The 585-nt window shown below is 29.9% G+C and carries 1 protein-coding gene; it reads right to left on the bottom strand.

Annotated elements, in window-relative coordinates:
- The coding region (locus tag HUN22_RS17575) for an isocitrate lyase/phosphoenolpyruvate mutase family protein (protein WP_368074588.1) at positions 1 to 573 on the bottom strand (573 nt) is incomplete at its 3' end.
- Positions 574 to 585: the final 12 nt, after the last annotated feature.

Here is a 585-nt window from a genome sequence, read left to right as displayed (position 1 = left end):
ACATATATCATTCATAGCTTTAATTGAAGCCCTAATATTATGATTAGCCCAAATAATATTATTAATATTATTTGTTTTAAAATCTAAAGCAGAAGTTTTATAATAAGTAGTTGGAACAGCAAAAATAGGACTTTTATTATTCCAACATTTAGAAAATGAGAAAACTTCGTCGGGAACATTCAGTTTAGAATGAATTAGTACCGCATCTGCACCGGCATCGATATATTTCTCAGCTCGTTCTAAAGCTTGATCTTTTGATTCACCAACTATGAAAGATTCCAAACGTGCTACAATAACAAAATCATTATTTGATAATTTATCGCGTGCAGCTTTAATTTTACCGCACATCTCACTAATAGATGATAGTTCTTGGCCATAATTAAAAAAAGAGTTACTTTTAGGATATTTCTTATCTTCGATACATACCCCCGCAATACCTAATTTTTCTAATCTAGTAGCCGCAATCCTAAAATTATTAAAATTTCCGTATCCAGAATCGACATCAACTAAGATTGGAATATCTACTTTTTCCACTATTCTATTTGCTACATTTAATACTTCACTCATACATATTTCATTTAAATC

Source organism: Acinetobacter lactucae, from assembly GCF_013344765.1.
Classification (GTDB): Bacteria; Pseudomonadota; Gammaproteobacteria; order Pseudomonadales; family Moraxellaceae; genus Acinetobacter; species Acinetobacter lactucae_A.
This window is presented reverse-complemented; position numbering and strand designations above follow the sequence as displayed.